We start from the raw sequence: 21,531 nt of genomic DNA on the forward strand, positions 1-21,531 counted from the left end.
TTATTCTAATAAACCACTAAACAAGCAATAATTTTAGACCATTTTTTATGCTTATTTAGTTTCCCACACGACGATCATAAATACGCTTGCGGCCCTTGATCCAACCTTTTGCAAGTTTAATACCTAATAGCTTAGCAATCTTTTGATATTCCCGTTGAACATGAATGTAATCACTATTTTCCTCTTCAGCTATCTTGCCAGGTGAAATATACGGTGGGGTTACCCTCATGAATAACCAACTTACAGCTTTTACTAAATTATCTTGAATACTAGTTTCATAGCCTATTCTATTCCAATAGCTGCGGAGTTGTTTTCTTTTCCCCTCAGCCTCAACAGCTAATCCACTTATACGTTCTTTAAGATCCTTATTCGTCTCTAAACCATCAATTGCAAGCGTTATACTTACCTGCTTGCCTGGCACTTTATAAAGCATTGTAGGCAAAATGATACCAAGCCAAAGGCCTGATTTTGCAGCTTGAGCACATGTTAAGACAAACCCTTCTCCCCAAAAACATCTTAATCCCCATTTTTCAGTTACCTCATTAATCTTTTGTATCACTATTGTTGATAATTGCGATTTGCGCTTACCCCATAATTCAACCCATTGATTTGTTATTCCGAAGTAATCAGAATCGTCGTTAACCAAAAAAATCTTTTTAATGTCTGCTTTGGTGAGCCCATGAGACGCTGTTCTGTAATTTGGTAAATACCTAGCGAGTTGCTCTACATCCTTTTTGAATGTATTTGAGCTATAATATAATTCTACAAAGCTAGATAAAGCCACGGCATTACGAAAACCAAACATCTTCATAGAATATTATTCTAATCATGACTCTCAATTTAGACAATAACTCTGTTATTAACTGAATAAAGTTATTTAAATTGGAATTTAATCTATACCTTACTTAAGAACAAAGGAAATATTTTCAATTCTATTCTAAATATTTCTATCTAGTGACCACTGATTTTCTATGTATTCAATCTCTTGTTCAGTAATTAAATTCCATTCTGTCTGATTTTGCGCATTTATGAGCCTATCCAATATTTCTCTTCTAGCATCCAATGTGAATGGCCCCAATCCAATTGCGCCATTCCGACGTTTATTTAAACGGTAGGAAGGTTCGTATCGAATTTTGGATAACCAATTCCTAAACTCAAGCAAAGGTGATAAAGATTCTGTCCCATCAGTTATAAGACCTTCAACTGCTCTATCTCGCCTAACAACAGTGCAGACCCAACAACCGAATCTGCCCTTAGAATTGAATAAAGATGCTGAGGTCAATTCCTTTATATTTCCTGAATCCAAAACTCTATAGAACATCTGAAGCTTATCTACATCAATACTTATTGGCCCAGACGACTCTTTTAAAACAGACCAGATATCCTCGACAGCATATTCCAACATGGGGCTAAAAACTAAGGCTTGCATATTGTTTGATTGCCTAAAATAATGACTATCGTCTATTCTGTATTTCTTCAGAGCCCTATCTCTTTCTGAACTTTCACCATTCCGAATCCCCAATAGAACAATACTTTTACCATTAAAATTATTAGTATAATTTCTAATTGGTTTAATGCGAAGTACATCAGTACACCACCTGAACTGGTATGTAGGAGATGGATATCCTCTGCCTATGACCTTAGAGAAAAACTTATCCTCAATGCTAGGGGTAACTATCTTTGTTTTGATTGGAATTTCATTCTTTTCAGCCTCTATTTGCAAGCTATGGAGTGTTTCAATAACAAATGAACGAATAATTGGGATCTCTACACCAGTATCGCAATATACAACGGTTACAGGTTTAAGTTTTTTCCCGATATTTTGTAAAGCAACGTACACTAATTTGAGCAAAGCAGAAGAATCTTTCCCCCCACTGAAAGCTAATGACCATGGCAAATCATCTTTTAGATATTCCCGCTGGATCGTATTGATAGTATCATTTAGGAGTGCATTACCATTTCTCATATCAGAACACGTATCTTCTCACCTAAGTCTGATCGATGTAACTGAATAATTGCTTCAAGTTGCTCATTAGATAAAGCGATGTGTTTACGAGTTGTTAACTCTACAAGATACCAACAAAAAAGAGAGAGTACTACCAGAATTATACACATACATATAGCGTACCCATCCTTATTAACTATGAACCGAATAAGAAATATAAATGAACCAAACGCTGCAATAATAGTAGCATCTACTGAGCTAGTCCAAATCAGTCCATTAAATCTAACCCTATTTGCTTTTTCAGATAAAGACCTATCATTATCTATGAAACTATAAAAAATATTCATGAGCTTATTGCCACTTTTAATAATAGACTGTTGGTTATCATCAAATTCATTCATGAATGGTCTAAGTAATTCTTCTTTAATATTATCTTTCACTCGTTTATGGTACTGATTCCAAAGTAAATCTCTAAAACTACCTGCGTGATAAATTACCCCAAATAAAATTGTTAAACCTACGACTAGAATGTCTTGCACGTTGATACCATGGAGACTTTGTATTATTTTAAATAACCCACTGAAATCATCTTGAATAAAAATTATCACGAGAAAAAGTATTAAAACTCCAGGGATTAAAAGCCTACAATTTTTGAGAGTCGTAATGCTCATAATTTATTTACTCTAGATATAATATCGATCAATTTGTTTCTCGTGATATCTCAGTGATCGCGGCTGCATCTCTTCCTCCACAATTAGGGCAACCTAAATCATGATTAAGGCCTTGCTCACTATTACAATAAAGGCACCTAAATCCTATAATTCTCACCCGATTTTTTGATTTTTTACAACGTTCTTTAAGGCGTAGTGCAAACTTTATTAAAAGCCATATTATGATGTATAGAAGTAAAGGTGAAATGAAAATAAATTTAGATACACAATTTAGACATCCATTAATAATCATAACAAAAAGTACTGCCCAGAAAACTCCAAAGCCCAAAGGAATTAAATAAGTATGGGGTACCAATCCAGATTTGGAAGCTTTGCCAGGTCCGAAGAAAAAATCCCATGCCTCTTTAATCATATTAAGAATGAGCTTGAATTGCGAATGATTAAGTTCTTCTCCCCAAACCTTTTGTAAAACTATTTCTTCGCTTTTAGAATTGGGATTTATTCGATATATAACTTCAGGTGTATTTTCAGTGTCTCTTAAATACTTTCCTTTTTGCCAAATTATGCGAGTATTTAAATAATTAATTACGACGAAGAATAGTGATAAATAAAGCCCAACTGCATTTATCATAAAGGCCAGAACTAATTGCCCCCCATCTATGCATCCATTTGCAGCTACAAGAATAGTAGCAAATGCCGTTACTAAGAAAGAGGAGGCTACTAAAAAATAATTGAGCCTTTGGAATAATAAATTGATTTCTGAGTTCAATGAGTCACAAAATATCCTGAAGCCATCCCTATTGAAATCATCTCCGAGCATACTGAACACTCCATCAATAATCAGAACATCAAGCTTAGTTTATTGTTTCTTCATCACAACAATATATTCCTTAGACATGGTTTCCTCTAGCAAACCACTAACATTTGAAGGGCAATTTCTGAGAGGCATTCTCTTGTTAGGTATCGCCCGGTTGAAAGTATTAATATGATCAAAGCCTTGCTGCTCGAAAAACTGTCTAATCACAAGATCTGTAGGTAGCGTGTTGCCTTTAACCTTACGATTAGCAACAACATAACAAGCATATCCTCCAGAAATGATAGTTGCCGAAACATTCGCTATGGACCTATTCAAATCCTCATAAAACCCACAAACTTCACGAGCACGCCTAATATCTTTATTCTCTATTTCAGATATCACAGTATCTAACTGATCAAAATTAAACCTAATAAGAGCCTTAGGCAACTGGCCGCCCATCGCAATTCGGTCAACTGAGCGAGGGTTTTCTAAATCTAGCCATTCAGCAGAAAGTCTAGAATACTGTCCATAAGCTACGGTAGTATGCGAATCCCCATAGGGCGGTGATGTTATAACGATATCAACCGATTCAGGTTCAATTTCATATTTAGGAATACAATCTACCGTATTGAAGTTACAGACTCTTATTCGTGAGCTTTTGGCAGCAGAGGTTTTCCCTAACAGATCAATAAGACCCCTTTGATTACGACATAAAGTAGACAACATGATTTTAAATACATCCGGATTAAATTTAATTAAATCCGCCTGCGATCTCCTATACAGCTTAAACTCACCTTGTCTGGTATTAGATGACTTTCGTATTGTCTCGCTGGCTGCAACCTTAAAAAAATCCTTTATATCCTGATCGGATATGTCATTGATAAAACTCAGAATACTAGAAACCTTAGAAATTACTTCTGGTTTAAACCAAAAATTGAGGTTTTCAATACGATTCATATCGGATGGTTTTAAATCACATCCATCCATTTTAGAAGCAAACTTCTCGAACGCTGTAATTTGTGATTGCACAGATCTAATATCTAGCATCTTTGTTTTTGCCCGAGCAATCAAGCAAGCAAGTGGGTTAATATCAGTTCCAACTGCGTCTATACCATATGTCATAGCTTCAACCAATGAAGTCCCCGTACCACAATACGGATCAAAGAGTAACCCACCATTGCTATAAAGTTTAAGAAGCTGCTGAGCGATCTGAGGAATCATACGAGCAGGATAATCATGATAGCAATGAGTATCCTCTCTAACATTTGATTCTTTAAATGTCCAATCGAGTTGTGAATTCAGTAGGGGATTACTTACCATGGCTCTCCACCTTTGATAATTGCCTGTACTGAAGTAATTTTAATTTAACAAGACTAATAATTCAACGTACTTTAACTATTATAATCCACTAGTTCAGTGCACAATCAAATATACCAACAAATTAAAGCACTCGTTCATAATTATCAAACAATTGAAGAAAATGTTTTTTATTTATTCTGAATCCAGTACCATGATCATGATAGCGACCTGCATTCCTACCTGACCTGTAAACTCCAATGCGGATATCTACTTTTAGCATATCCTGCTCAATAGCATCTTTAAACTTTTCCTTGTTCAAATTTGACAATAAATAAGCTTCAATAAAGTGAAATTTCTCATTTATCGTCTTTCTCTCTCCACTTGTCTCGGCGAAAACCAGAAGTGTCTTATCCGATTTGGATGTGAGAACATCTTCCAGCAACATGGATAGTGGCCAATAGCATTCGATATTATCCCTATTTTTTAATACCAACTTATTATCGCTTAGCTCAACTTTAAAGCTCTGAGGATTGTATCGAGAACCATAGCAAGTAGAATGAAGATTATAAAGACCCTTATCATCATGATATTTATAATGATCAAAAAGCACGCGATTTATGCCTTTAGGCTCAGGAGACTTAGTTGCTAGAGTAAGCATGCTATTCGAATCAATTCTCTTAGCTTTTAATTCAATCACCCCAATATCCGGGATACGAAAATTGTTCTCTGGGATTTCTAATAAATCTTCTAGGGTTTTACCTATTCCCGTATCATTTGACCGATGAGTTAGTATATAACCCATATCTCGAATAATCCTCAGTTTTTCAATGATATCACTAAGATCTTGAATAAAACTCATTTAAAACTCCTTGATGTTTAAATCGCTTCATCTATTCACTATGAGAAATAGATAAGAATACTTAAATAATAGTGCAGTGAACAGATCTATACAAGAGGTGCTAGAATTACTCCAAATATTGTCAAAAGAATAAAGAAGGGTATAATACGCTATATTATCATATTGGTTTATTTGCATACATTCCCCAGCGAATTATAGTTAGTTTGTGAACAAGAATTCTGAATCATAGAGGTGGATAAATCATGGAAATTGATTTCAATAGACTTAATAATGAAACGGCAAATAATCAAATAATTCACCCGCGCGAGATATTTACGATTCTAACAAAAGATAAACGTTATCAGTATCTAAGAGATGTACAAAGTGAAGTACTTGATTCTTGGTTCGCTCAACGCATCAATAAAGATACTATCCTCAAGATGAACACAGGTAGCGGTAAAACTATTGTAGGGTTATTAATTGCCCTTAGCTGCCTTAAGGAAGGATTTGGTCCTGCAGTTTATGTTTCTCCCGATGATCATTTGGTTAATCAAGTTTTACAGGAAGCTACCTATCTAGGGATTGAAACAACTGAAGACCCAAATTCAATTTCATTTAGGAGAGGACAAGCTATTCTGGTCATTAATACTCATAAATTATTTAATGGCAAATCAGTATTTGGGCTTTCTGATAGTAGTTCTCCTATAAATATAAGTACTTTAATCATTGATGATGTCCATGCTTGTATTGAAAGTATCGAGCAACAATTTACTTTAACAATTGATTCTAAAAGTAACGGTTATAAAGAGTTATTTAATTTATTTGAGATAGGTTTACAAAAACAGTATCCAACATCTTTTCCTGATCTTGTAGAAGGGGATCCTAATAAAAACTTACAAGTCCCATATTGGTTATGGCAAAAACATACCACCGATATCATAAAAATATTAAATAAGATTAAGAATGATTCTTCCACACAGTTTAAGTGGCCACTTATCAAAGACAATATACGTTTAGCAGATTGTATATTCGGTGGCAATCAAGCTGAAATATCACTCAGATGTATACCCATAGACACTATACCGAGTTTTATCAATGCAAACCGTCGTGTTTTTATGAGTGCTACACTTTTAGATGATAGTATCTTGGTTTCTCATTTAGATGTTAAAAATGAGTCGATTTCAAATTTAATTACACCCAAAACTGCTAATGATATAGGCGATCGAATTATATTAATTCCACAAGAGATTAATCCTTGTATAAGCGATGAGGAATTAAAGACATTTTTTAAAAAATTATCAATCAGTTATAACGTAGTGGTAATTGTACCTTCACAGCATCGAGCAAATTATTGGCAGGATGTAGCAGATAAAACTTTATCTAGCGCCAATATTTATAATGGCATTATCTCTCTAAAAAACAGACATATTGGGCTTGTGGTTTTAATCAATAGATATGACGGAATAGATCTAGCAGATGATGCATGTAGGATTTTAGTTATTGATGGACTTCCAGATATACGTCGCCGGATAGATAAGATAGAACAAACCATTTTAGCAGGAAGCGATAAGGTAAACACTAAATTGATTCAGCGTATTGAACAAGGAATGGGACGTGGTATTAGATCAAGAGCTGATCAGTGCGCTGTATTTTTAATAGGCCATAAACTAACTGATCAATTATATAGCAAGGGTGCAATAAATAAATTCTCTCCAGCCACCCAAGCCCAATTAAACTTATCTGACCGAATTGCTGAACAATTACGCGGAAGTAGTTTAGACAAATTGGAGGACTTAATCAATTTATCTATTGAACATGATCCACGCTGGGTAAAAGCAAGCAAAGAAGCCATTGTTCATTTAAAATATGAGCAAGCCTGCAAAATGGACCCTATTATTCTTCAACAACGATACGCATTTAATGCCGCTACCATGGGAAACTATGGAAAAGCGATACAAGCAATTCAGAGAGCTATTGATAATGCTGATGAACCCAAAATTAAAGGGTGGTTATTACAACAGCTTGCGACCTACACTAATTTTTTGGATCCCGTACGATCACAAAGAATTCAAAAGTCTGCAATCGAATCGAATCCCCATGTAATTCATCCAATTGAAGGAGTAAATTATACAAGATTAGGTACTGTCCCTATTTCCCAATCAAAATCCTGTAGGGAATATGCTTTGAGGTTTGAGAATTGCGACAAATATCTACTAGGAATGCACGCAATAATTGAAGACCTTGTCTTTCTGCCAGAAACATCAGAGAAATTTGAAGAGGCTCTTAACAATGTGGCCCTCTCTCTTGGATTTATCGGTCAAAGGCCGGATGCAGAATATCATAAAGGGCCAGATAATCTATGGCAAATAAATAGCGAGAAGTTTTTAGTTATTGAGTGTAAAAATGGCTCAACAGACGATGAGATTATAAAACGATACTGTGATCAATTGAGTGGTCATATGAATTGGTTTGAGGAAGAATATAGGAGTAATGCCATTGCAACACCAATTATTATCCATCCAGTAAATGTTTTCTCTAAGGATTGTTCTCCTCATCCAAAAACACGTGTATTAAATCAAGGTAAATTATCTGAACTACGATGTGCTCTTGAAGCTTTTTCCAAAGCAATCTCTTCTAATGAGAATTTTGGCGATATTAAAACCATTGAAGAAGCATTAAAGCATTTTGATTTTACACATGGAAATTTTGTAAATAAATATACTTTGAGGTATGAAGTAAAGCAGGATAGATAATCTAAATTTTTTACACAAATATGACCTGACCCCAGAAAAGGATCCCAATTTCAAGCTAGACTGGAGAATGAAAAAGAGAAAAATGAGTGACAACTTTTTGCATAGTTATCGTATCCTTGAACATGAATTCAAGAATCAGGTACAAAAAGATAGTGCCGAACTGAAATCTATCTACTTACCTAACCCTATAATTCCTGAAGAACCGGTTGATTATGTTTTTGTCGGCATGGAACCTTCCTTAGGAAGCTGGACAGAAGGCAAAAGCGATGACGATCGTCTAAAGATAGCTCAGGATAAGATAGACAGAGGGTTTCGGAATTTTGAATGTTCAATAGAAGATTTCAGTATCCACTACTGCATACGAAACTATTTATGCCAAGATCCTGAGAAGTATTATATAACTGATTTGTCGAAAGGTGCTATGTCGACAAGCCTTGCAAAAAAGAAACGTAATAAGCGTTATGAATCATGGTATCCCTTGTTAATCAAAGAAATAACGCTTGTATCTAAACCAGAGGCTAAAGTTATTGCCATTGGTTATGGTTTGCACGGTTTTTTATTAAAGCATCAGTTTGAGGAAAAAGCAGGGCGCAAAATCTATCGCATCCCACACTACAGCAAACAAGCTGTAGGGTGTCATAACAAATACATAGCAGATAATGCTCAATACGAAGGTTTTTATCCTTTAATTAGTATAAATGATATTCTCAAAGTAGCCGAAGATATGCTAAGCAAACGAGAAACAGATGATAATATCAAAAAAGAAATCTATAATAAACTACCTAAAACATTGGCTGAGGCAAAGAAGAAACTGATTTTTTGTTATAAAAGTGAGTTTGAAAAAATAAAGAGTGGTTGTAGTTGACATTATTTGTGGTAGACGAGATTGACCTTACCCCACTGTTAATGCCATATAAATCTTAGAAATTCCCGGCTTTTGTCATAAATCCAAGTCGCAGTTCAGGCCACAGCCAATCCTCTGCGTTACCCCCAACTCCTCGTCTAATGTGTATATATGCCTCGATAGATACTTAGCATCGCTGAGCTATAATCGTGTGTACAGGGGCAAAAGAAAAAAGGGGAGTTTAACAACTCCCCTTTCAACATTGCGGATCAAAAGATTTTATTCCTTCCTGCCGCTATATGTGCGCCATACAATAAGGTTTAAGATGACAGCCAGTGTGCCAAAGACGCCAAGGTACATAAAGGCACTCTGATACTCCATCTCCACGCTCATAGAAGAATACATATGCTGGAAGATAGAGGATACCAAAAGCAGGCTTAGCGCCATAAGGGACCATTCCCACCATTTAAAACTTATATTCTTAAACTGGGTATAGGTAATAAACCATATTGCGGCACCGCCAATAAGCATACCGACTAAAAAGTAGTATAAAGCACCACCCATAATAATCTATTCCATCCTTTCTCTTAAAAAATATCTACGCTTGCGCCGCGTATTGGGTTTTCTGAGGCCCACCATTCATCCCTGCTTGGTGAGTAGCGCGGGCCATAGCCGAAGGCTCCTTCCATATTCTTAAAGAAACCGTTAAAAACGGGCGTAGTGGCAACAGTGGACTTGACCAAGTTGTGCACCCAGGAGTTATTGCTCATAGTGAAGAAGGGGCAGAAGGCCTCACAGTTGGTACAGTTAATGCACTTATGATAGTCAAGGTGCCAGCCCTCATAACCGCTTACGCAATCCCAGTAGGGTGAGTCATAGCGCGGCCCTTCATGCGAGATAGCTTGGGTAGGACAATGCTCGGCACAGATGCCGCAGGTCTTACAGAACTCACGGATACCGGCATCTATAGGCTTGGTGGGGGCAAGAGGCAGGTCGGTAAGCATCCTTAGGGAACCCTTGGTGTTAGAGCCGTAGCGGGGCTCAATAATGCTTGATACGCGTGATTGTTCCCCAAGGCCACTTAAGTTGCCGAAGGCACTGCCCGGACCCCAAGCTTCAACTCCGCCACCCATTGAGTTATAACCAAGGCCTGCAATGAAGTGCTGAATGCGTGCCTCAGCCTCTGAAAAGAGGGGATAGGCAATACAAGAGCATGGGTCCATAGGTACGCTATGTGCATACTTAAAGCGTTTCTCAGGGAGCATGATAGTATAGGTGAAGATATTCTCTAGAGCATTGGGCACCACTATCTTATCATCACCACCAAAGCGCTTGTAGCTGTAGTGTCCCTGGTCTGCAGGAACATCTTCAAACACAATGGGTATAGCATAATTATCTACTGGGACCGGATATTCAATGTATTCAGCCATATTTGTAATCGTATACCAAGGCCCGAGGCAAAAGGGCTGGGCTTTGGTATAGAAGATTTTCTTCACGTTATCCGTTATCTTAATGGCGCCAACGGAAGAAGCCCCGAAGTAGCGCGCGGCGGTGCGCATGATTAACAGGTTCTCTTCAGGCGTACCCTCCCACTTCGGGTAGTTGGTGGTTTTGATATCTGCGTGACCAAATTCATGCAAGCCGTTTATTCCATTCATGGTTCGCATAGAGAGATAAGGCCTAGAACCTTCATAGCGTCCATAAAGCGGGTTCTCCCAGCAATTATGTGAGCCATTCGTGGCGGCATATATTAGGGCATCTTCCCTGCGGTCGCCATAGCCCAGTTCACCAGGGTCATAATCTGGATCAATATTTTCCTTCATCCAGTCTATGCCTGATTTTATCCAGGCACTATCACGGTATTTTTTACCCTGTAATTTTATTTCTAGAGATGAATCAACAATAGTATGTCTTCTACCTGTATAGGTTGGAGACAGGTAATCCTCAGGTAAGAAGTATGCTCCCTGGTTGTTCCAACCGCTGTATCTTTTTATAAGGCTCCAATCTATATTACAGGTTGGATCCTCATGATCACGCGTGGTAACCCACCATGGCTCATTGTTTACTTTATTAGCGTGGTCACCCTCTAAAGCTTTACCTGCTGACAGCAGGTCATCAACATCTTTAAACTCATGCGGCAGGTTATTCTCTGCAAGTACTGCGGCACCCAGTGCCCCCGCACCGGCTCCTGCCAAACCTAATCTCTTCATGAAATCACGCCTTGTGACTGTAGAATGATATTTTTCACTCATACTTTTAAAATACCTCATTAAAAAAAACTTTTCGCACTTTGGCGTCTGTCATGCGGTAGTCCGCAAGCCAATACGCATAATCTGCCTCCTTGATGCTATCTTAAGGGAAGGGTTGTTAAGTAGAAGATAGCACTTTGGAAAGCGCACGTGCCACGAAAGAATGAAAAAAAAATATTAAAAGTTTACTAAAACTTTTATTGAAAATTTATTAAATTAGAATATAATAGTCACAAAGCGAGTTAGTTGGAGAATTAGATTGGGAGGGACGTGAGTAAAAAATGGGAAACGAGCGTGATATGGATTTAAATAACATTAAGCAGCAGGAAGATAGAATTAATACCTACGGGGAAGAGTATGTAAATCTCTCATTAATGAGTATAATAACACTTATTGGAATCATAGCAATGCGGAATTTCAAACATACTATGGGTGAGTATAGTGAAAACCTAACACCGAATGAGAGCAATTTACTTATGGAAGTATATTTTAGAGAAGAAATCGGAATCATTGACGCATGCAGGTCAACTGGTTTAAGCACTGAGAATGTCTTGCATTTATTCTCTAATATATATAACAAAGGCTACCTAAAGAAAGTAAAAAAGGGTAAGAAAACTTATTATAGTATCGCAGATAACCCACCGGGGGATTGGCAGGATGTTTTAGAAGGTTATCAAAAAGCAACAGATGCTTGTAACTATTTTTGTAAAGACTTAAGTGATGAAAAGAAGCAAGAAATTTGGGATATGCTTTTGGATATAAAGCATAATGTGAATGATTACCATGTTCGCATGTCAGGCATTAGCTTTCTCTAAACTGCAGCAAACCCCATCACCATTGCTTAAGGGAGAGACCAACTCTCCCCCGTCTCCACCAGAAACACGGACGAGCCGGCGGGTGAAGTACCCAACGGCTCGTTTAAGATACGTATTTTGGATTCCTTCTTTGATACCGCCACCTGAAAAATAGATTTAAAGGGCGGTTTTACCTTAACTGCAATCACCGAATGGCTTTGTTTCACATCCACATACACCCCGTCCAGCATGGTCAGGAGTATCTTTCTCTGTTCAGCAAGGTTTGCCTTGCTCCAGAGTACAGGCAGATTCTGGATGAGTTTCCCAGCCTGCTCAGAGGCATCATAATCAGGTACAACCAGTGATTCCAGACTGAGTTCCAGAAGTCTTTTCTGCCTTAAGTATTCTTCCTCAGGTATCAGACCGTCTATATAGGTCTTTGCCATGCGGTGGAGCTTACCTGTTACCTGCTCTTTTTCTTTTTTGACTCTTTCCACTTCATCCTTAAGGCTTATGATGGAAAGTACCTCTTCAAGCCAGCCCGGACCAAGCTCTATAGCCGAAACCAGTTCTCTTATCTGATTATCTATCACATGGCAGGCTATAGTACCGCCATGTCCAAGGCACTCCTGTATGCTCCTTGAGGCCTGATGCTCCCGGTAGTAGCTGTTTCCACTTTTATAAGTCTGAGCCCACATGGGCATTCCGCAATAGGCGCATCTGACCAATCCTTTAAGCAGGTATTCTCTATTAGGTGAGGTAGTCAGGGTTTCAGATCTGCCTGAGTTCTTCCGTAAGGCCAGTTGGACAGTATCAAACAGTTCCAGGCTGATCAAGGCTTCATGGGCACCGGCTAGGATTTCATCCCGGTGGTTTATCTGCCCGGTATAGAAGGGATTATGCAGGATATTTCTGACCGAGGAACTGGTAAATAGTCTTGGCCCCGAGACTAATTCTCCGTTGGCATCAGGTAGATTTTTGGTATTGCGGGTACGAAATCCCTGTTCATTTAGCCAGATAGCCAGTTGGGAGAGAGTGGTTGTACCGTAGGAATAGCGCCGGAATAATTCGGCTGTGGCTGGCCCTTCCCTTGAGTGGATATGAAGTCCTCCGGGGTGTTCCTTCTCGCAGCGCCTTTTCTTTTCTCCTTTTTCGCCTATCTCCCAACAGGATTCATAGCCGAAGGGGATACAGCCATTGTGTTTGCCTTCCCTGGCTCTTTGGTCAAGTCCTTTTCTGACATGGGTACTTAAGGCTTCACTGAAATACTGGGCAAATGCCCCCAGCATCTGGGTGAAAAGGATACCGTCTGGTTTAGAATAATCCAGATTTTCAACAATAGAGACCAGCCCTATCCCGTACCTGCCCAGTAGTTTTAATGATTCCAGAGTAACGGTAAGATTCCTCGACCAGCGGTCAAGTGTATGTACAACTACAATCTCAAATTCATTTTTGGCTGCATCTTCCAGGAGTTTCCTGAAGACGGGTCGTTTATGAATACTGTCTACATGGGCGGATTTGCCTTCTTCCCGATATATGCGCACAGCCTGCCAACCCCGGTTTTTACAGAGTTCGGTAAATAGCCTTTCCTGAGCATCCAGAGAGTAACCCTCAACCTGCGAAGCCGAAGAGACCCGGACATAGGCAACCGCCCGTTTAGTTTCGGCCATGGCTTTCACCTTCTCTAGAAGCCACTGACAAGGCTACCTCAGCTAAGACACTCATAAATTCTTTTATCATTAAACGGTCCACCTCACTCTCGATAGAATCGGCGGACAGTGTATAGCCAGAGGGTATACCCGTCAACGAGTCTTTCTCCTGACCGGGTATTCTCTCTGGCATATCAGGAATCCCTTAACCCCTGATATTTGGAATCAATAAGCCGTTTTAAGGTGGCGTAGCCAATGCCAAGTGCCCTGGCAGCCTGCCGTCTTGAGATCTGGCCAGCCCTCAGACGCTCTAAAATGTCTCCATAAGCCTGATTGAAGTGCGGCCTTTGGGTTACCCTTGGCCTGCCTACCTGGCAGCCCATTTTTCGGGCATAATCTAAGCCAGACTTAAGGTTTTGATACTTGCGATTCTCTTCAAGTGCAGCATAAAACAGGGTTAGGTGGAACAGGGCTTCACCAGAGATAGATGTAGTATCAAACCATAGTTCAGAATAAGACCGCAGTCCGGTTCCGGATTGTTTAAGCTCTTTTAGGATTTCAGCAGCCTCTGTTGCCAAGTAGAAGATTTGGTCTAGTCGACGGATAAGGATCAGTTCAAAGTTATGTTGTCTAGCATCTACCATTAGCTCAATCCAGCCAGTTCGCCGGGAGTTGCCAGAGGGAGAAATATAATCCTGATAACAGTTATAAATCTCCCAACCTTGCGCAAGGGCAAACTCTCTTATATCCTGAGGGGAAATGGCTTTCCCTCTTTCCGAACTTGGCACTTTCTGGTAGATGGCCACCTTCATTACTCACCCCGCACCTGCCGGAGTTGGGTTTTAAGCCTGCGTTCTTCTCCATCCAGCTTAAGTGTTTCACGAAGCTCATTTATGAGCCCATCAACCCTCCCTGCAATACCCTGATATTCGGTGAGCGATTCCTCAAGCCGAGTTGAGATCTCAAGGCATTCCTGTTTCCCAATTCTGAGAATCGGCTCAAGCTCGGTTGGGTTAAGTACATACTTTGCCTTTCCGCGTGATATAGTTGTGGCAATACTCATGGCACTAAAGGCCTGTCCCACATTAGAGGGACTTATCCTGAGCCCAAACTGGCTAGCAGCTCTTGCTGCTATCTCCCCGGCAGTTGCCCGTCTGTTTCCTTCTAGAGACATACTATAGGCCGTCTGGAAGAGGGTCATGCAGTTTTTCATCCCAACCAGTGCTACCCCGGTTTCAAAGCATTCTTTTAAACTGGTCATGCTTTATTCCCCTTTCTGTATGTTTGTACATACATATATTCCGCCACATAGCGGCTACCCATCCCTCATACCCCTTGTTTTCTCTTCGAGCACCCTTGCGATATAGGTCTGATCAGAGATAAAAGCCCGAAAGTGCCGCCCGTCTTTCGGGCAGATGAGCATAATAAAGGGCTTGTTAGAAATCCTGCCTTTGGCCATCCTGATATTTAAGCGGCTTGTGCAAATAGGGCAGAGTATTTCATTCATTCTGGTTATCTCCTTTCCAAATAGAATTTACACAAGAGAAATATGGCAGTACTCCGGGTATTAGGGTTGTCCTTAGTCGAATTTTTAGCTACCGGCATAATCAGGCTAACTGCCTCTTGAACCGTTTCCAGTTGCTGGCGGGTAAATTGAAGTTGTAGGTGATTTAGCTTGGCCGCCTGAGCCTGTTCCCAGGCTTTTAAGTGGTCAGCCAACTCTTCTTCATTGATGCAGGAAATAGTCTGGAGGCTGTTTTTGGTTTCAGGCAGGAGCGATAGAACTTCACTTTCAGGTACGACAGAGAGTACTTCTTTAAGGAGCGCCCCTTTTAAAACCAGATCGTCCTGTCCTTTAATTCCATTAAGGGTTTGAGTAAGCAGCATGGCTTCAGCATCAGGTAAGTCCACCACCACACAGGGTACAGTTTTCAGTTTTGCCTCAAACAGGGCTTTAAGCCTCTGATTACCGGAGAGGACTTCAAAGTAAGTCTCATTTATCTTTCTAACCACCAGAGGCTCAACCAGCCCATAGCGACTGAGGCTGTTTTTAAGGAGTGTCCTGACCCTCTCGTCCATCTGGTTTGGATTCCATGCAGCTTCACATAATCTGGTAGTGGGGATTTCAATTATCTTCATACGTGACCTCTTTCTTTGGGTAAGGTTCGGGAAGCACCTTAAGTTTTGACTGGTAGCTAAAATCCAGAAAATAGAAGTATCGGTGCTTTCGGCTCTGGGCTACTACCCTGACCCTTACCCCGAAATTTTCAAAGTGTTTCATTGAGTGACTGCCGAAGCTATGGCTTAAGCTTCTTGAGTGCCGGGGTTTACCATCCCCGATATCAAAGAGGGGCATGGCTTCAGATAGTCCGGTATAAATCCAGCCGGTTGCCTGATAGATTGTGCCTAGATGACCCTGAGCAGGATCGGCATAACTGACTAAGAATCTTATCTGGGTAAATCGCCTTAAAGCCCTGAGAGCTACTCCCAGAACACGGGATTCCGAGTTTGAGGGAAGTTCGTCTGAAAGCCAGAGCCGGGAGAGGGTAAGACAGTCTGAAGGTTTTGCTCCTTCTACCATCCGGTAGGCATTGGCTGGACCTGAACCGAAGGTCATTGCCCCCATTAGCCTGTTTTCCAGAAAAACCCCAAAGGCAAGCTTGGTTCCTCCGGGTAAGGAGTGGAGATAGTGGTGTTTCTCAAGTACTATCTTAGCTGCCACAAAGGGTATAGGCTTGACCAAAATCAACTGGAGCGCCGCCGTAGGACTCGAACCCCGGCTTTCACTCTGGATGAGTGGCGTGCTTACCCCTACACCAGCGGCGCTCATGTTTTAGCCTCCCGATATTCTGGGTCTTTTAATACTTCCTGAAGCATTTTCCGGGCGTATTCCTCGCGCTTTGTATCCCCTTGGCTGATGCTCTCAGCCAAAATACGTCTCCAAGCCGGAATGGCTGACCTTCGCCATTCATCCAGAACTACGCAGGGAGCAATCTCGTTCTGCTCGGAAAAACCTTCTTCAACTTCCACCTGTCTGATAGCCTGAGTTTTATCCGTCACAAGCGTAACATTACGATTGGCATAGCTTTGGGAATTATCCGTAACATTTTGCTCTTTTTGAATGTTTGTTTCGGATAATTCAGGTTCGGTTTTTACGATTGGCTCAAAGCTGTCTGTTACGGATGTTACGGATGAAGTGCCATCTTTGGGAAGGTAGCGGGAAAGTGCATCTTTAAAATCAACTGTCCGGTAACCTTTGAAAGTGCGACTGCCTTCCCTTACAGTTTGGCTATGGATGCCATATGCCTTAAGCAGAGAGGCAAGCTTTCTTGAATTAATTGACCTGCCACTGAGATCCAACCAAGGAGATTCTTCAAGCAAAAGCAAGGCTTCTATTAATTCAGCAGAGGATATATGCTCACTTTTGTCTTTAATTATTTCTCGTATATCAGTAAGGAGTTGAATCCCAAGTGAATCATCTTGCCGAGTTTCTCCGGTCATTAAAGCAACAGCAGCTTTGCGGGCCTTTTCTGCCCAATTTGCGCCTGCTGTTTCAGCAATAGCAAGCAGCGGTTCCCAACAGTCGGCTGCCCGGTCATCAAGCTCAGCTGGAATTTTGGGCTCAAGTTCGCTTAAATTAAGCTTAGAACACTGAGCTAAACGCTCTTTAAGACTTTGGACTTCGTTTCCAATTTTTCGGGGATAGAATTTGGCAACCACCTCACTGGAATTCCGGCGTTTGAGCTGGATCGGGATACTCCGGTCGGCAATTGTGCCCGGCAGCTTACCTATTCCAGCAATAGCTTTAGGACAAAAGGTGGATAGGTCTTTATACGAGATATCCACCCCTTTGCCCACACAGACTGAGGATTTGCCACCTCGCCGGAATCCGGTATTGAGTAACCCCCGCAAGGTTTCGGAATACTCCTTCTCTCCTTTGAAGGCGGCATCGGACTCGTCCAAAAGCAGGGTAGGGCATTCGGCATCTACCTTGCGGGCAAGTACGGCTGAGGTTACCCTGCCGGTAAACCAGGGGCGGGCAACCAGCACTTCCAGTACTTCAAGAAGCCGGGTCTTGCCGCTTCGCTTCTCGGCAGAGTAGATATTCAAGTAAGGAGTGGTGAGGGCATTTTCTAAAGTATAGGTGTGGATAACCCACAGAGAAATAGCCTGAAGCTGATATTCGGACAAAACGACATAAGACCGGATAAAACTGGCTATGTCATCAAGTAAAACAGCTAGGTCAAGGTCTGGTTGAAAAGGAATTGGTTTGACTAATTCAAGGAGTTCTTCCGCGATATGCCCTTGTGCAAACCAATCAAACACGTCCTCTTTTTCCCTCAAACCCGGTAGGTGGAGTATCTGAACAGTGGGAGTTACTTTTGATAGGAAGTTAAACACCTGTTTGGCATGGTTTTCTCCCGGTTCATCATTATCTGGCAGGATGACTACACTACGGTTGGTGAAGGCTGAATTGTATTCCTCTCTCCACTTTCCTGCACCCATAGGAGAACAGGTGGCATTTAGGCCATGCTCAACCAGAGAATGAACTCCCTTCTCGCCTTCAGCTATGAAGATTATCTGGTCTTGAGGTATAGCTAAGAGTTCAGGTAAACGATAGAGAACCGGGGTAATTCCCTTAAGGTTATAGATCCAGCCACCCTTACCATCTGGTCTTCTTTGAGCAAAGGATTTAGGCTTGTATCGGACTACCTGATAAAGGAGATTTCCGTTCTTATCTCTGTAGTCGTATAGAGTGTCTATACAACGCTTGAATTCAATTGGCCGAGAGTCAGAATTAAGACCAAGTGCCTGACAAATCTGCTGATAGCTATGATTACGGTTTGAAAAGCATGTTAATAGGACTTTATCTCCGGCATCTGTAATAGACAGGTGATTTTGAGGAGTAGAATGGCCTTCCACTGGACATGATGCAACCCAGTGATTATCTCTCACTTTTTTAGCATCGGGTAATCGATCCAGAAAATCATTCTTATTGAAAAGAATAATCGGTGTACTTTTCATACACCGATTATCGGATACTAATTTATTCTAATAAACCACTAAACAAGCAACAATTTTAGACCATTTTTTATGCTTATTTAGTTTCCCACACGACGGTCATAGGTACGCTTGCGGCCCTTGATCCAACCTTTTGTGAGTTTGATACCCAATAGCTTAGCAATCTTTTGATATTCCCGTTGAACATGAACGTAATCACTATTTTCCTCTTCAGCTATCTTACCGGGTGAAAGATACGGCGGGGTTACCCTCATGAATAACCAACTTACAGCTTTTGCTAAATTATCTTGAACACTAGTCTCATAACCTATTCTATCCCAATAGCTGCGGAGTTGTTTTCTTTTCCTCTCAGCCTCAACAGCTAATCCACTTATACGCTCTTTAAGGTCCTTATTCGTCTCTAAACCATCGATTGCAAGCGTTAAATTTACCGGCTTGCCTGGCACTTTATAAAGCATCGTAGGCAAAATGATACCAAGCCAAAGGCCTGATTTTGCAGCTTGAGCACATGTTAAGACAAACCCTTCTCCCCAAAAACATCTTAATCCCCATTTTTCAGTTACCTCATTAATCTTTTGTATCACTATTGTTGATAATTGAGATTTGCGCTTACCCCATAATTCAACCCATTGATTTGTTATTCTGAAGTAATCGGAATCGTCGTTAACCAAAAAAATCTTTTTGATGTCTGCTTTGGTGAGCCCATGAGACGCTGTTCTGTAATTTGGTAAATACCTAGCGAGTTGCTCTACATCTTTTTTGAATGTATTTGAGTTATAATAGAACTCTACCAAACTAGATAGAGCTAAAGCATTACGAAAACCAAACATCTTCATAGGGTATTATTCTAATCATTAATCTCGATCTAGACAATAGCCCTGTCACTAGCTTATGAAGACGTTCGATCAAATGTTTAGTCTATACCAGACTCATTTAAGAACAAAGACACTGGTTTAAAATTCAATTCTAAATATTTCTGTCCAGTGACCACTGATTTTCTATATATTCAATCTCCTGCTCAGTAATCAAATTCCATTCTGTCTGATTTTGCGCATCTATGAGCCTATCCAATATTTCTCTTCTAGCGTCTAATGTGAATGGCCCCAATCCAATTGTGCCATTCCGACGTTTATTTAAACGATAGGAAGGTTCGTATCGAATCTCGGATAACCAATTCCTAAACTCAAGCAAAGGTGATAAAGATTCTGTCCCATCAGTTATAAGGCCTTCAACTGCTCTATCTCGTCTAACAACAGTGCAGACCCAACAACCGAATCTACCCTTAGAGTTGAATAAAGATGCTGAGGTCAATCCCTTTGTATTTTCTGAATCCAAAACCCTATAGAACATCTGAAGCTTATCTATATCAATACTTATTGGCCCAGACGACTCTTTTAAAACAGACCAGATATCTTCGACAGCATATTCTAACATGGGGCTAAAAACTAAAGCTTTTATATTGTTTGATTGCCTAAAATAATGACTATCGTCTATTCTGTATTTCTTCAGAACCCTATCTCTTTCTGAACTTTCCCCATTCCGAATCCCCAATAGAACAATACTTTTACCATTAAAATTATTAGTATAATTTCTAATTGGTTTAATGCGAAGTACATCAGTACACCACCTGAACTGGTATGTAGGAGATGGATATCCTCTGCCTATGACCTTAGAAAAAAACTTATCCTCAATGCTAGGGGTAACTATCTTTGTTTTGATTGGAATTCCGTTCTTTTCAGCCTCTATTTGCAAGCTATGGAGTGTTTTAATAACAAATGAACGAATAATTGGGATCTCTACACCAGTATCGCAATATACAACGGTTACAGGTTTAAGTTTTGTCCCGATATTTTGTAAAGCAACGTACACTAATTTTAGCAAAGCAGAAGAATCTTTCCCCCCACTGAAAGCTAATGACCATGGCAAATCATCTTTTAGATATTCCCGCTGGATCACATTGATAGTATCATTTAGGAGTGCATTACCATTTCTCATATCAGAACACGTATCTTTTCGCCTAAGTCTGATCGATGTAACTGAATAATCGCGTCAAGTTGCTCATTAGATAAAGCGATATGTTTACGCGTTGTTAACTCTACAAGATACCGACAAAAAAGAGAGAGTACTACCAGAATTATACACATACATATAGCGTACCCATCCTTATTAACTATGAACCGAATAAGAAATATAAATGAACCAAACGCTGCAATAATAGTAGCATCTACTGAGCTAGTCCAAATCAGTCCATTAAATCTAACCCTATTTGCTTTTTCAGATAAAGACCTATCATTATCTATGAAACTATAAAAAATATTCATGAGCTTATTGCCACTTTTAATAATAGATTGTTGGTTATCATCAAATTCATTCATAAATGGTCTAAGTAATTCTTCTTTAATATTATCTTTCACTCGTTTGTGGTACTGATTCCAAAGTAAATCTCTGATATCGAAAACATAATAAAGTGAACCAGCTAACAATACCACAATACTTAACAAAATATCCTGAGTAGTAATATCATTAAAAATCGATATTGTATTAGTTAACCCAATAAAGTCATCTTGACAAACAAACAAAATTATTATAAATATGAAAACCCCCGGCATTATAAGCCTAAAATTTTTGAGGGTCGTAATGCTCATCATTCATTCACTCTAGAATTAATATC

22 protein-coding genes and 1 tRNA gene are annotated in these 21,531 nt (G+C 39.9%); 3 read left to right on the forward strand and 20 right to left on the reverse strand.

Annotation, left to right across the window (positions count from 1 at the left end; all coding sequences use genetic code 11):
- Window positions 1–55 precede the first annotated feature (55 nt).
- The 6 genes from UCH007_RS06485 to UCH007_RS06510 all read right to left on the reverse strand — a co-directional run bounded on the left by UCH007_RS06485 (window position 56) and on the right by UCH007_RS06510 (window position 5,570).
- Window positions 56–811, reverse strand: a complete 756-nt coding sequence (locus UCH007_RS06485; protein WP_012882542.1) for a hypothetical protein — start codon at window positions 809–811, stop codon at window positions 56–58.
- 126 nt (window positions 812–937) lie between these two features.
- The gene (locus UCH007_RS06490; protein ID WP_012882543.1) at window positions 938–1,966 is read right to left on the reverse strand and encodes a phosphoadenosine phosphosulfate reductase domain-containing protein; all 1,029 of its coding nucleotides are present in this window, start codon (window positions 1,964–1,966) and stop codon (window positions 938–940) included.
- A complete protein-coding gene (locus UCH007_RS06495) occupies window positions 1,963–2,616 on the reverse strand; it encodes a hypothetical protein (protein WP_012882544.1) in 654 nt (217 codons plus the stop codon). Before UCH007_RS06495 ends, UCH007_RS06490 begins: the two co-directional genes overlap by 4 nt.
- 28 nt (window positions 2,617–2,644) lie before the next feature.
- Window positions 2,645–3,436 carry a hypothetical protein gene (locus UCH007_RS06500; protein ID WP_012984506.1) on the reverse strand — a complete coding sequence of 264 codons (792 nt, stop codon included), beginning with the start codon at window positions 3,434–3,436 and terminating at the stop codon, window positions 2,645–2,647.
- Between the two features lie 39 nt (window positions 3,437–3,475).
- Entirely contained in the window at window positions 3,476–4,732 is a 1,257-nt protein-coding gene (locus tag UCH007_RS06505; RefSeq protein ID WP_012882546.1) for a DNA methyltransferase, read from the reverse strand.
- 121 nt (window positions 4,733–4,853) lie between these two features.
- A complete protein-coding gene (locus UCH007_RS06510) occupies window positions 4,854–5,570 on the reverse strand; it encodes an MvaI/BcnI family restriction endonuclease (protein ID WP_012882547.1) in 717 nt (238 codons plus the stop codon).
- 242 nt (window positions 5,571–5,812) lie between these two features.
- On the opposite strand from UCH007_RS06510, the gene UCH007_RS06515 reads away from it, so the two are divergent.
- Complete coding sequence (locus UCH007_RS06515; protein WP_046961369.1) at window positions 5,813–8,302, forward strand: DEAD/DEAH box helicase; 2,490 nt, start codon at window positions 5,813–5,815, stop codon at window positions 8,300–8,302.
- Between the two features lie 67 nt (window positions 8,303–8,369).
- Window positions 8,370–9,167, forward strand: a complete 798-nt coding sequence (locus UCH007_RS06520) for a hypothetical protein (RefSeq protein ID WP_012882549.1) — start codon at window positions 8,370–8,372, stop codon at window positions 9,165–9,167.
- Window positions 9,168–9,425: 258 nt separating this feature from the next.
- On the opposite strand, the gene rdhB is transcribed toward UCH007_RS06520, so the two are convergent.
- Both rdhB and rdhA read right to left on the reverse strand, forming a co-directional pair.
- The gene (rdhB, locus tag UCH007_RS06525; protein ID WP_010935885.1) at window positions 9,426–9,710 is read right to left on the reverse strand and encodes a reductive dehalogenase membrane-anchoring subunit RdhB; all 285 of its coding nucleotides are present in this window, start codon (window positions 9,708–9,710) and stop codon (window positions 9,426–9,428) included.
- Between the two features lie 23 nt (window positions 9,711–9,733).
- Window positions 9,734–11,398, reverse strand: coding sequence for a reductive dehalogenase catalytic subunit RdhA (gene rdhA / locus UCH007_RS06530; RefSeq protein ID WP_046961370.1), 1,665 nt, complete (start codon window positions 11,396–11,398; stop codon window positions 9,734–9,736).
- 278 nt (window positions 11,399–11,676) lie between these two features.
- Here rdhA and UCH007_RS06535 point away from each other — a divergent pair, with 278 nt between their 5' ends.
- Window positions 11,677–12,210, forward strand: coding sequence for a hypothetical protein (locus UCH007_RS06535; RefSeq protein ID WP_015407436.1), 534 nt, complete (start codon window positions 11,677–11,679; stop codon window positions 12,208–12,210).
- 26 nt (window positions 12,211–12,236) lie between these two features.
- Here the strand turns inward: UCH007_RS06535 and UCH007_RS06540 are convergent, their stop codons facing one another.
- The 12 genes from UCH007_RS06540 to UCH007_RS06595 all read right to left on the reverse strand — a co-directional run bounded on the left by UCH007_RS06540 (window position 12,237) and on the right by UCH007_RS06595 (window position 21,508).
- Window positions 12,237–13,859 (reverse strand): recombinase family protein, encoded by a 1,623-nt coding sequence (locus tag UCH007_RS06540; RefSeq protein ID WP_046961371.1) that lies wholly within the window; start codon window positions 13,857–13,859, stop codon window positions 12,237–12,239.
- Window positions 13,846–14,031 (reverse strand): hypothetical protein, encoded by a 186-nt coding sequence (locus UCH007_RS06545; protein ID WP_046961372.1) that lies wholly within the window; start codon window positions 14,029–14,031, stop codon window positions 13,846–13,848. Before UCH007_RS06545 ends, UCH007_RS06540 begins: the two co-directional genes overlap by 14 nt.
- Before the next feature lies 1 nt (window position 14,032).
- On the reverse strand, window positions 14,033–14,650 hold the full coding sequence (locus UCH007_RS06550; RefSeq protein ID WP_046961373.1) for a recombinase family protein: 618 nt from the start codon (window positions 14,648–14,650) through the stop codon (window positions 14,033–14,035).
- Window positions 14,650–15,099: a hypothetical protein gene (locus UCH007_RS06555; protein WP_046961374.1), complete on the reverse strand. Its 450-nt coding sequence runs from the start codon at window positions 15,097–15,099 to the stop codon at window positions 14,650–14,652. The genes UCH007_RS06550 and UCH007_RS06555 overlap by 1 nt, the downstream gene beginning before the upstream one ends.
- A gap of 54 nt (window positions 15,100–15,153) precedes the next feature.
- Entirely contained in the window at window positions 15,154–15,345 is a 192-nt protein-coding gene (locus tag UCH007_RS06560; RefSeq protein WP_046961375.1) for a hypothetical protein, read from the reverse strand.
- 5 nt (window positions 15,346–15,350) lie between these two features.
- Window positions 15,351–15,977, reverse strand: a complete 627-nt coding sequence (locus UCH007_RS06565) for a ParB/RepB/Spo0J family partition protein (RefSeq protein ID WP_046961376.1) — start codon at window positions 15,975–15,977, stop codon at window positions 15,351–15,353.
- Complete coding sequence (locus tag UCH007_RS06570; RefSeq protein WP_228384439.1) at window positions 15,964–16,587, reverse strand: Mom family adenine methylcarbamoylation protein; 624 nt, start codon at window positions 16,585–16,587, stop codon at window positions 15,964–15,966. The genes UCH007_RS06565 and UCH007_RS06570 overlap by 14 nt, the downstream gene beginning before the upstream one ends.
- A 1-nt stretch (window position 16,588) precedes the next feature.
- Window positions 16,589–16,664, reverse strand: a tRNA-Gly gene (locus UCH007_RS06575).
- Entirely contained in the window at window positions 16,665–18,863 is a 2,199-nt protein-coding gene (locus UCH007_RS06580; protein ID WP_046961378.1) for a DUF3631 domain-containing protein, read from the reverse strand. It lies immediately after the preceding tRNA gene.
- A 77-nt stretch (window positions 18,864–18,940) separates the two neighbouring features.
- On the reverse strand, window positions 18,941–19,696 hold the full coding sequence (locus tag UCH007_RS06585; RefSeq protein WP_046961379.1) for a hypothetical protein: 756 nt from the start codon (window positions 19,694–19,696) through the stop codon (window positions 18,941–18,943).
- Window positions 19,697–19,826: 130 nt separating this feature from the next.
- Window positions 19,827–20,855, reverse strand: coding sequence for a phosphoadenosine phosphosulfate reductase domain-containing protein (locus UCH007_RS06590; RefSeq protein ID WP_046961380.1), 1,029 nt, complete (start codon window positions 20,853–20,855; stop codon window positions 19,827–19,829).
- The gene (locus UCH007_RS06595; RefSeq protein ID WP_231854692.1) at window positions 20,852–21,508 is read right to left on the reverse strand and encodes a hypothetical protein; all 657 of its coding nucleotides are present in this window, start codon (window positions 21,506–21,508) and stop codon (window positions 20,852–20,854) included. The genes UCH007_RS06590 and UCH007_RS06595 overlap by 4 nt, the downstream gene beginning before the upstream one ends.
- Window positions 21,509–21,531 lie beyond the last annotated feature (23 nt).

This window comes from Dehalococcoides sp. UCH007, assembly GCF_001010485.1.
GTDB lineage: Bacteria > Chloroflexota > Dehalococcoidia > Dehalococcoidales > Dehalococcoidaceae > Dehalococcoides > Dehalococcoides mccartyi_A.

Excerpts from the sequence above, each read along its gene's own strand:
- rdhA (WP_046961370.1), bottom strand. The coding sequence starts at position 11,398 with ATGAGTGAAAAATATCATTCTACAGTCACAAGGCGTGATTTCATGAAG.
- UCH007_RS06540 (WP_046961371.1), bottom strand. The coding sequence starts at position 13,859 with ATGGCCGAAACTAAACGGGCGGTTGCCTATGTCCGGGTCTCTTCGGCT.
- rdhB (WP_010935885.1), bottom strand. The coding sequence starts at position 9,710 with ATGGGTGGTGCTTTATACTACTTTTTAGTCGGTATGCTTATTGGCGGT.
- UCH007_RS06560 (WP_046961375.1), bottom strand. The coding sequence starts at position 15,345 with ATGAATGAAATACTCTGCCCTATTTGCACAAGCCGCTTAAATATCAGG.
- UCH007_RS06535 (WP_015407436.1), top strand. The coding sequence starts at position 11,677 with ATGGGAAACGAGCGTGATATGGATTTAAATAACATTAAGCAGCAGGAA.
- UCH007_RS06510 (WP_012882547.1), bottom strand. The coding sequence starts at position 5,570 with ATGAGTTTTATTCAAGATCTTAGTGATATCATTGAAAAACTGAGGATT.
- UCH007_RS06500 (WP_012984506.1), bottom strand. The coding sequence starts at position 3,436 with ATGCTCGGAGATGATTTCAATAGGGATGGCTTCAGGATATTTTGTGAC.
- UCH007_RS06545 (WP_046961372.1), bottom strand. The coding sequence starts at position 14,031 with ATGCCAGAGAGAATACCCGGTCAGGAGAAAGACTCGTTGACGGGTATA.
- UCH007_RS06520 (WP_012882549.1), top strand. The coding sequence starts at position 8,370 with ATGAAAAAGAGAAAAATGAGTGACAACTTTTTGCATAGTTATCGTATC.
- UCH007_RS06490 (WP_012882543.1), bottom strand. The coding sequence starts at position 1,966 with ATGAGAAATGGTAATGCACTCCTAAATGATACTATCAATACGATCCAG.
- UCH007_RS06580 (WP_046961378.1), bottom strand. The coding sequence starts at position 18,863 with ATGAAAAGTACACCGATTATTCTTTTCAATAAGAATGATTTTCTGGAT.
- UCH007_RS06565 (WP_046961376.1), bottom strand. The coding sequence starts at position 15,977 with ATGAAGATAATTGAAATCCCCACTACCAGATTATGTGAAGCTGCATGG.
- UCH007_RS06595 (WP_231854692.1), bottom strand. The coding sequence starts at position 21,508 with ATGATGAGCATTACGACCCTCAAAAATTTTAGGCTTATAATGCCGGGG.
- UCH007_RS06590 (WP_046961380.1), bottom strand. The coding sequence starts at position 20,855 with ATGAGAAATGGTAATGCACTCCTAAATGATACTATCAATGTGATCCAG.
- UCH007_RS06585 (WP_046961379.1), bottom strand. The coding sequence starts at position 19,696 with ATGAAGATGTTTGGTTTTCGTAATGCTTTAGCTCTATCTAGTTTGGTA.
- UCH007_RS06555 (WP_046961374.1), bottom strand. The coding sequence starts at position 15,099 with ATGACCAGTTTAAAAGAATGCTTTGAAACCGGGGTAGCACTGGTTGGG.
- UCH007_RS06505 (WP_012882546.1), bottom strand. The coding sequence starts at position 4,732 with ATGGTAAGTAATCCCCTACTGAATTCACAACTCGATTGGACATTTAAA.
- UCH007_RS06515 (WP_046961369.1), top strand. The coding sequence starts at position 5,813 with ATGGAAATTGATTTCAATAGACTTAATAATGAAACGGCAAATAATCAA.
- UCH007_RS06485 (WP_012882542.1), bottom strand. The coding sequence starts at position 811 with ATGAAGATGTTTGGTTTTCGTAATGCCGTGGCTTTATCTAGCTTTGTA.
- UCH007_RS06550 (WP_046961373.1), bottom strand. The coding sequence starts at position 14,650 with ATGAAGGTGGCCATCTACCAGAAAGTGCCAAGTTCGGAAAGAGGGAAA.
- UCH007_RS06495 (WP_012882544.1), bottom strand. The coding sequence starts at position 2,616 with ATGAGCATTACGACTCTCAAAAATTGTAGGCTTTTAATCCCTGGAGTT.